General features: G+C 54.9%; 1 pseudogene. It reads right to left on the bottom strand.

What is annotated here, in order from left to right:
- Positions 1-284 (bottom strand): annotated as a pseudogene (locus EXE42_RS21005) (nitrous oxide reductase accessory protein NosL); the annotation flags it as partial.
- Positions 285-550: the final 266 nt, after the last annotated feature.

Below are 550 nucleotides of genomic sequence, written 5' to 3'. Positions count from 1 at the left end.
GTGTGAAACCAAGCAAGGTTCTCAGTTCCTTCGGAGCCTTGGACGGGGCCCTGTCTGGGCTCGGGTTCTGTATCGGCGTAGAACACCTGCCCATTAGGGCCTCCATGGTCTCCAATGACCATTCCACCTTGGTAATCAGTCTTTTGACCCGACAAATCCACCGGTTCAGAGCTTGATCCAGGGGATCCCCCAACGCAGCCAGCCGTCCCAATTACGGCTCCCAAGCCGACTGTATGAACGACCTGTCGACGCGATACCAAATGCGAGTCAGGTTCAGATTTCATAGCTATAGTTCTTCATATAGAGTCAATACGGTTCTGGTGTGACTGTCGAACGGCGTTTGCCAGAGGACATAAACCACTCACAGGAGGCGTTCGCTCCGGATCAACGAGCGTACAGATCGGTCTGGAGTGGACGATGTCTGGCGCTGATTGGTATGTACTGGGATCGAGCTGGCTAGGACTCAACCAAGCTAGTCGCTTGTGACATCCTCACCAAGCGAACCCGGGGCGTGAGCGTACACGGCGTAGAGGATCATCGCAGCGATCAG

The sequence above is a fragment of the Halorubrum sp. SP3 genome (assembly GCF_005435195.1).
Lineage (GTDB): Archaea > Halobacteriota > Halobacteria > Halobacteriales > Haloferacaceae > Halorubrum > Halorubrum sodomense.
This window is presented reverse-complemented; position numbering and strand designations above follow the sequence as displayed.